General features: G+C 54.7%; 5 protein-coding genes. 2 read left to right on the top strand and 3 right to left on the bottom strand.

Annotated features, from left to right (window positions below):
• The first annotated feature begins 586 nt into the window (after positions 1-586).
• The gene (locus tag RC85_RS23780) at positions 587-1981 is read left to right on the top strand and encodes an MFS transporter (protein WP_068267241.1); all 1395 of its coding nucleotides are present in this window, start codon (positions 587-589) and stop codon (positions 1979-1981) included.
• Positions 1982-2301: 320 nt separating this feature from the next.
• A complete protein-coding gene (locus RC85_RS23775) occupies positions 2302-3183 on the top strand; it encodes an alpha/beta hydrolase (protein WP_068267240.1) in 882 nt (293 codons plus the stop codon).
• Here RC85_RS23775 and RC85_RS23770 read toward each other — a convergent pair.
• From RC85_RS23770 to RC85_RS23760, 3 genes are all read right to left on the bottom strand, one after another.
• The gene (locus RC85_RS23770) at positions 3126-5468 is read right to left on the bottom strand and encodes an alpha-L-rhamnosidase-related protein (protein WP_068267239.1); all 2343 of its coding nucleotides are present in this window, start codon (positions 5466-5468) and stop codon (positions 3126-3128) included. The two genes, RC85_RS23775 and RC85_RS23770, sit on opposite strands and share 58 nt — an antisense overlap.
• 258 nt (positions 5469-5726) lie before the next feature.
• Positions 5727-6575 (bottom strand): PEP-CTERM sorting domain-containing protein, encoded by an 849-nt coding sequence (locus tag RC85_RS23765; protein WP_068267238.1) that lies wholly within the window; start codon positions 6573-6575, stop codon positions 5727-5729.
• 724 nt (positions 6576-7299) lie between these two features.
• Positions 7300-8043, bottom strand: coding sequence for a PIG-L family deacetylase (locus tag RC85_RS23760; RefSeq protein ID WP_068267237.1), 744 nt, complete (start codon positions 8041-8043; stop codon positions 7300-7302).
• Positions 8044-8785: the final 742 nt, after the last annotated feature.

Below are 8785 nucleotides of genomic sequence, written 5' to 3'. Positions count from 1 at the left end.
GTTGCGAGAGCGTCGGGATCGAGATTGCTTACGAGACATGGCCAGATTCCTTTCTGACTGAAGCGTTTCAGTTGGTGTGGGGGGAATCTGGCTTTTTTCATGTTCCCACGAAAATGAAAACCCCAATATTTTCGGTGCCAAAATGCTTCATAGCGTTGCCTGCCGGGGCTCGGGATTTTGCTGCATTTGGCTCCCGTGGGCCAAGGCCCACGGCACCGTGCTGCCGCCCCGTCCGGGGCTATCGTAAGTGGCACCTGGGCATTGCCCCAATGCCGTGAAGAGTTCCTAGGTTGTTTAACCGCGTGGGCATCGCCCCGCGTGTTTCGACCCGCGTTTCGACGCGCGTTTCGACGCGCGTGGACGCGCGGGGCGATGCCCACGCGGTTAAACGGTTTGGAAAAGACGCGTTGGGTGATGCCCACGCGGTTAAACGGTTTTGAAAAGACGCGTTGAGCGATGCCTACGCGGTTTAACGGTTTAGGAATACTTCACAGCGTCAGCCTGGCGGGTCATGCTGCGACAGAGATTTTCAAACGCGGAAGTAATTTCGTGACCATTCCTAAAAAAACACCGTCAAGAAGACTGCATGAATGATTCGCCCGATTCGCGTCTCTCCGTCGGCGAAAAGATTGGTTATGGACTCGGCGACGGTGCCTGCAATCTTTTCTGGAAGATGTTCGAGTTCTATCTGCTGTACTTTTACACCGATGTCTTTGGGATCTCGGCCGCCAAAGTCGCAACGCTGTTCTTGATCACTCGAGCGGTCGATGCGGTTAGCGACCCGTTGGTCGGTTATTTGTCAGACCGAACACGAACACGCTGGGGGCGATTTCGGCCCTATTTGTTGTGGGGCCCCATCCCGATGGCGATTGCGGCCATCGCCATGTTTTCGTGTCCCGACCTGACCGATAGCGGCAAGCTCATCTACGCCTACGCGACTTATGTTTTGGCAATGGTTTGCTACACGTTTATCAACACTCCCTACGGTGCGTTGATGGGAGTGATTTCGCCGAATTCAATTCAGCGAACCAGCGTGGCGACGTACCGTTTTGTGTTCGCGTTCAGCGGTGCTCTTGCGGTTCATTACTTTACGCTGGACCTGGTCGCCTGGTTTGGCGGGACCAACGAAGCCGACGGTTTCTTCTGGACAATCGTTCTCTATTCGATACTCAGCATCATCCTGTTTTGGATCTCATTCTGGAGCACCCGCGAACGGGTCGCGCTGCCCGACTGGAAGCCCACCAGTTCAAGCCAACTTAATAAGTCAACGTTTCGACAAGATATCACGGATCTATTGTCAAACTCTGCTTGGCTAAGTTTGTTCGGGTTCGGGTTGCCGCTGATGCTGGGCGCCTTCGTGCGGAACAGCGTGGCGTTGTTCTACTTAAAATACTTCTGCGAACGAGCCGATTTGGCACCGTCGTTTTTTATCTGCGGAACTCTTTCGGCGATGGCCGGCATGCTGATCGCGAAACCGTTTGCGGTCAGGCTAGGAAAACGGAACACAGTTTTAGTTTGCGTTCTGATCAACGCGCTGGCAACATTTACCTTCTTCTTTCTTCGCCCAGGCGACTTGGTCCCGATCTTTGTGCTACAGATTGCTTCGTCGCTGACCGTTGGCCCGGTGGCAGTCTTGCTCTGGTCGATGTACGCCGACTCCGCCGATTACTCGCACTGGAAAAACAATCGTCGAGCGACGGGGCTAATTTTTTCAGCAGCCATGTTTGCTCAGAAAGTAGGTGCGTCGATCGGCGCTGGACTCGCCGCATTCTTGCTGAGCTACTTCCTGTACCAAGCACCCGTTGATGGCGATTTCCAAATCCAAACACCCGAAACAAAAGCAGGCATCCAATTGATGATGAGCCTCATACCAGCGGCATTTTTCTTGACTGCAGCCGTTTCAATGTTCTTCTATCCGCTCAACGCCAAGCTGATGCAAGAAATCGAAAACGAGCTAAGCATTCGCGGTGAAACAAGGTAGCAAGAACGTTTTGAGAATAAACGTAGGCCGGAACAAGCTCCGCGCAGTTCCGGCAATTGCATAGTAGCGCACCACATTACCGGAACAGCGCCAAACCTGTCCCGGCCAACGCCGTGAACGGTTTCTGGACTGTTTAACCGCGTGGGCATCGCCCCGCGCGTCCACGCAGCACGAAACTCGCGGGACGCAAAAACGTCGGCGACTAAGAACGCACTCAGCGTTCACATTGAAGTACCATAAGCCCTGAACAATGAGCCCGGAACCATTAGCCCGGAACAACGCCTCGCTCGGCCAAACAATCCTCTTATCGTCCAATCGTCATGCTTTCTAGAAACCTGTTTTTGGTCGTGTCGCTAGGTGTTGTTTCGATTCATGCGACTGCCGAAGAGGTCACGCAGTCTTCCCGAACAAGCGTTGCCCGAAACATCGCGTATCGAGGTGACAGCGACGACCCGCTGGTCAATCAGCTCTGTCGTTTGGATCTGTTTTACCCAACGTCAATCAATGGCGACGGAAATGCCGACTACCCAACGATCGTCTGGTTGCACGGTGGCGGCCTAACTGGTGGTGAACGGTCAATTCCGAGAGGCTTCGTGCAAAACAAGATCGCGATTGCGACCGCTGACTATCGGCTAAGCCCCAAGGTGCGCAGCGAAGTCTGCATCGACGATGCGGCCGCGGCCGTAGCCTGGGTGCTTGATCACATTCAGGACTATGGCGGATCAAAAGATCGGGTTTTTCTGAGCGGCCATTCCGCAGGCGGATACCTGACCAGCATGGTTGGGCTGAACGCTAAATACCTTGCCGCCCACAAGCGAAAGCCGAGCGATTTGGCGGGACTGATTCCGCTTAGCGGGCACGCCATCACCCACTTTAACGTTCGCAAGGAACGTGGCATCGACGGACGGCAACCGGTCGTCGACCAGATGGCTCCCTTGTATCACGTGCTCAGCAAGCCGCTGCCGCCAATTTTGCTGATCACGGGTGATCGCGAAAAAGAGATGCTGGGACGCTACGAGGAAAATGCCTACTTCGCACGAATGCTAAAAGTGGCAGGACACAGCGAAGTCGAACTGCGAGAGCTAAAAGGTTTCGATCACAGCGGTATGGTCGCACCGGCATCATCGATGGTCCTGAATTTTGTTCAGCGAGTTGATTCAAAGAACCAAACGCCAGCGGAAACTTCAAAGCAGACGAATTGATCGTCTTCGCTGACAAGCTTGATTCCGCTTTCGCTATCCGCGTCCGATTGCGGTTTCGGCCAAACCGTTTTTCCGTTTGCCTGGATCTTCGCGATCTCGTTTCGCTTAATACGAACAATCGCGATCGTTTCAGGTGGTGACGTTAGGCGAAGCGACTGGCCCGAATCGTTTCTGTCGATCTTGACCGAGATCTGTCCCGCTGCGGAATCAATCACGCAGTCGATCTTTTTGAGTGGTCCCGGTTGAGGTGTAACGTCAAAGGTTTTGTAGCCAAGCGATGTGGGTGAAACTCCGGCCATGAACTGCGACATGATCGTCAGCGGCCCGCCCGACCAAGCGTGATTGGTCGTCCCGCCGCCGTAGCCAGCCGACCCGATGCCCCAACCTTCCCACAGTGTCGTGATCTCGCTTTCCACCATCGGCTTGTACCGTTGCTTGCACCGCTCGATCGCTTGTTCAGGACGGTCCATTCGGTACAAAGCCTTCATCACATACTTTTCCATGTACGGGCTGCTTTCCCGCTGCACTTTCAAGACCTCCGCGATCGCGTCGTACTTTTCCGGTCCGGCGATGCCTGAAACTACCGCCAATGCCTGCGACCTGTCGTCGGTGGCTCCGTAATAATCAGGCGAACGGTATTGATTGCCAGTCCAATACTTTTCGTTGAACGCTTTTTTAAGCCGAGCCATCTTGGTTTCGATCGGCCTGATCTCTGATGTTAGCCCTAGCTCTTGTGCCATCAACCGTTGTCCGTCTAGTGCCAGGTAATACCAACCGTTGTACAGCAGATTCATATCCTTGTGGTTTCCCCAGTCACCCCAAGTCCATCCGCCGCTACGCGGGATGACCAGCCCATCGGGGCCCTGCTTCCAGACATGCAAATAGCGGCGAACCGCCGGATAGACTTCGCGAATCGTTTCCAGATCTCCGCTGTGCAATGCGTAGGTCCAGAATCCGTAACGGCCGACCGACGCCAGCATTTGCATCGGCAATTCGTCTTTGTAGTTGCCTGCTGGCACGGGGGAAAAAATGGTTCCGTCGTCACGCTGCCAAGCCATCAATTCCAAGATTCCCTTGCGGGCCAGCAGGTCGCTGCGTCGATCCATCGCGTAGAACGATTCGCCCAGTTCCAAAACAGCGTCGCCCCACCACTGCGCACGCTCGCGGTCCGGGCAATCGAAATACGTGTCTCGCATTGTGACGTAAAGCGTGCGGTTGGCTTTGACTCGAAGCTTGTTTAAGAATTCGTCATCGCACTCGAACGTGCCCGTTGGCTCGCACGCGTAGCCGGTTTCGCGATAGCCGAGCGAGACAATTTCAACGCCCGCGGGAATTTGGTAATGAACTTCATGTCCGTTCATCCAACCAAGATTCTCGTAAGTCTGTTCGCCATCCCTGGTCAGATACTCGCAGCGAACGTTGGGCGGACCGCCGCCGCGGTAGTGATCGGTCTGAATTTGAATCAGCTTCCCTGCATCCGACTTGACGGTCAGCAACGGTGTGACCTGAGCGTTGTAGGGAAGCCTTGCCTTGATCAGTTCTCCGTCGCTGATGCGCGGCAGCGCAAGATCTTTTTCGTTGACGTACGCTTGAATTCCAAAATCTTTCCACTGAGGAATCGGTCGCTGGACCAAGTCGCCCCAGGGCTGATCGCCTTCGCCGCCTTTGACAACAGCATCAGGCCAATCCGAATCATCAAAGTTCGGTTGCGTCCAACCGGTCAGATCTTTGGCCGCATCAAAGCGAATGTTGGATTCAGGAAGCCGGAAATTGGGATGGGGCGCATCCGTGTTCCCGAACGCAGGATGGATTCGAGCTTTCCACTGGACAGAAATTGCTTCAGGCAAGTCAAAAAGCAAAGCCGCTTCGCCACTGTTCTTGTGGCTAAATCCTTCTTTGCCAAAGTGCCAAAGCAAAACAGCAATCGAGTGATCGCCGGGTTCTAGCCATTGCCCCAAATCAACGTGGTCAACATACGTGCTGGTTGGACTAGGCCCACGCTTCAACCCACCTTCAAAGACAACAAGCTCACCATCGACCCAAAGCCAATACTTCGAGTCGGCGGCAATGCGGGCGATCATCGGATCATCACTTGCTGCAATTGAACTGTTTGGTTGCGACACGTTGACGGAGGCTCGAAAGGCAATCCATTGATTCGCCTGCGAAGGTTCACTCGCGCCCAACCAAGACGCCTGCTTGGTCTCAGCGACTGCCGTTTTTATTCCTGGCAGACACAAGCAGGCAACGAGAAACGTGAAGCAGCAACGTCTGGAAAATGAAATCATGGCGTCCAATAGAGTTGTAACCGGTTTCTTGAAATTTCGTGCGTGGTTAGGAAATCACGCTCCTGCGTCATGCCCTGGCTAGCCTAGGTTCTTAAAAGTAAAGGTCGTAGGCGGTTCAGATTGCATCAGCCTGAAAGCGGTTTTAGGGCAATAAAAAAACGAGCGTTTGCCAAGTAGCAAACGCTCGTCTGGAACGGTAGGTAAGTCCACCAATCACCGAAAGTCATCGAGACTTTCTCGACCGCAGGCCATGATGGGCTAGCTCTTGCGTTTGCGTCGCAGCAAACCCACCGATGCCAATGATGCAAGGGCGATCGCGCTGCCAGGTTCTGGCACTGCGGTGACGACCAAGTTGTCGATGTAGGGAGCTGTGAAGAGATTGGTCGCAAAACCCAGATCTCCAAAATCTGCGCCGCCTTGGACGGTCCCGCTGAACACGGAAGCACCATTGACGGTAACCGAAGCAGCGATGTCGTCGGTTGCGCCATAAGCTCCGGCGGTCGTAGGGATGAAGCTCAGTAGCACGCTATGCTCAGCGACTGGATCAAGGTAGTCGAAGGTGCCTTGAGAAGTGCCATCCACAAAGATTTCGCCGTTGGCAGCATTTCCATTATTGGCCTGTTGAAAAAGAACCGCAAACTGCGAATTTCCTGACACCTCGAACGGGCTAAACTCATTCACAGTTTCGTCGTACCCTGTGCCAACCGCTAGAAGACCGTTGGATGGGGCAGCAACGACGCCTGTGTCAATACGGCTGAAGTCGAAGGCGACAGTAAAGCCGGCTGGAGCTGACGTTGCCGCATTGAAAGTCGTGTGGGCTGCACCCGAGAAAAGGTGGGCACGAGTGCCGTTGGTCGTGAACTGGGCTCCACCCGTTAGGCCTCCGTTTCGCCCGGCGCTCCAAGCAGCCGTCGCGGTTCCGCCAGCGCCGTTATCGGCTGATCCCCAGTCGGAAGCTCCGTTTCCTGTACCGGCCGGGTTTCCATTTCCATCGCCGCTACCGGTCGTTCGCGAAAACGTATCGGAGTAGATCACGGCTGCAGAGGCTGTCTGAATGGTGCAAGCGACTGCAACGACGCAAATCGCAACCAAAGATGTGTACTTCATCGGGTTTCTCCAAGGAAAAGAAAGAAAGTCGTCTCAACGCAGAAGCATTCACTGCCCACGGCAGCTTGAAAGCGGTTTCAGCGGAGATCCAAATTACCTAACTTCCGCGACCAAACAACCCCTTTTTTCCCTAAAGGGTTCAAGAAATACACTAATTCTTTCTAACCCCCGGAATTCTCACTTTCCGCAAGCCCGAACAAACCTGACGAAAATTGAAACATTTCGATGAAAACGACCTCTTTTAAAGGCGAAAGGAGGCATTGAGAAAAGCCTTCATGCGTCGCCGTTCACAGGTCGTCGCCCAACGCCGTGAATGGTTCCTTGACTGTTTAACCGCGTGCGCATCGCCTGGCCTGATGAAAATCATTGCGACGCAGCAAATTGGGCAAGCTGCACCATGGCCGACAACACAAACTGCAGCGCTGTAAAGCATTGTGGCAACGGCATATTTCCCTGATCGCCAGCATGTAGGCCGTAGCGAGCTATAGCGAGTTACGGCAATTCGCGCACCGCCGTAACTCGCTATGGCTCGCTACGGCCTACTTTCAAGGGTCGTGACAAGTTGACAGCGACACATTTTCATCAGCCCAGGCAAAGCCTTCTTGCGACGCCGTTCACAGGGTAGCGGTCAATGAGAAGCGATCGAAGTTCCGGCAATTGTGTGATCGGTTGTGCAATTGCCGGAACTTCGCTGCGCTTGTTCCGGCCTACGACTTGTTCCGGACTACACGGGATCAATCACGGTTTTCATCAAATCTTGTACCGCGAAGGGTTTGGCGGCGGCGAAGGATTCGGCGTACTGCACGCCTGCGGCGGATCCGGTCACGATCGCGGCGGCGCGGACTCGGTCGATGATGCCAGGACGATGGGCAAACTGAGTTTGATAACACGCAACCGATTTGATCTTTGCATCCAGCGTTTCTGTGATGTCCACGGTGATGTGATGCGACAGGTACGGAATCGAATCGGGTTCCAGTGCCATTCGGAAATACAGGTGCCGGTCGATCGTGTGAGGCGGTAATCCGTCGAATGGGTCGTCCCATTTACATAACCGACTGTAAAAGATCGCTCCGTCGGTGATTTGCATCGCTTGCCAATGATCCGGGGATGCCATGGGCGTTTTGTCGCCAAATCCAATCACCAGCTTCGGACGGTACAGGCGAAAAACCTTGGCCAGCGCAATTCGCGGCTCGGGTGCATCGAATAGCTTTCGGTTGGGCAAATCTAGTTGGATGCGTTTGGCCACGCCAAGGGCGTTTGCCGCTTGCTGCGACTCTTCGATCCGCACGGCGGGGCTTGGGCAATTCGGTGTGGGTTCGCCGTCAGTCAAATCAACAATCCCGACTCGATAGCCCTGACGTACCAGGCTCGCCAGCGTTCCACCGCAAGCCACTTCGACGTCGTCGGGATGAGCCCCCACGGCGATGACGTCCAGCGTTTCGTTGTGCTCGGTTGATGAGTTGTTCATGGCAGGAAAGAGGCTCTGGACGGATCGAAATTGGCCGAAATGCTGGAATAATCGATGCGAACCGCACAATCAGCAGGGTTTTGCAGGCCGGTTGGGCGATTTTTACAAATCGGGTCACGAAAACCTCTCACTCGGCCGGCAGTCGAACTAGTCTTGTTTGTGTCGAGGGAACGCAGACGACAGCATGACAAACACCAAGATATTAAGCGTCCCCCCGTGCGAGGCGGGGTCGGTCCTTCGGGGTCGGCCTCGCCTTTTTTTATAGCTGTACGGAAGGTTCGCATCTCTAGCCACGGACCGGGCCTACTTTTTGCCAGAATGCGCAACAACCTGTCGATCAACGTGAGCCGCGACGCGTAAGCGGCCGGGCCTACCACATTCCCCGAGTGCGCAACAACCTGTCGATCAACGTGAGCCGCGACGCGTAAGCGGCCGGGCCTACCACATTGCCCGAGACCTTACGGCCAGTGGATGCCCATTACCGCTTGAGTATTGATTTAATCGACAAGACGGCCAGCAACCGGATGGTAGCCCAACGCCGTGAAGAATTTCGGTCCCGGAAAAAACGTGCTAGTGAGTTTCGCCCCGCGTGGACGCGCGGGGCGATCCCCAACGCCGTGAAGAGTTTTGGTCCAGTAAAACACGGATTAGTTCGTTTAGCCGCGTGGGCATCGCCCCGCGCGTTACGCCCTGCATGGACGCGCGGGGCGATGCCCACGCGGTTAAACGATTTAGAAACCCT

It is taken from the genome of Rubripirellula obstinata, from assembly GCF_001642955.1.
GTDB classification, from domain to species: Bacteria; Planctomycetota; Planctomycetia; order Pirellulales; family Pirellulaceae; genus Rubripirellula; species Rubripirellula obstinata.
The sequence above is the reverse complement of the archived record's forward strand: the minus strand, read 5'-3'. Positions and strand labels throughout refer to the sequence as shown.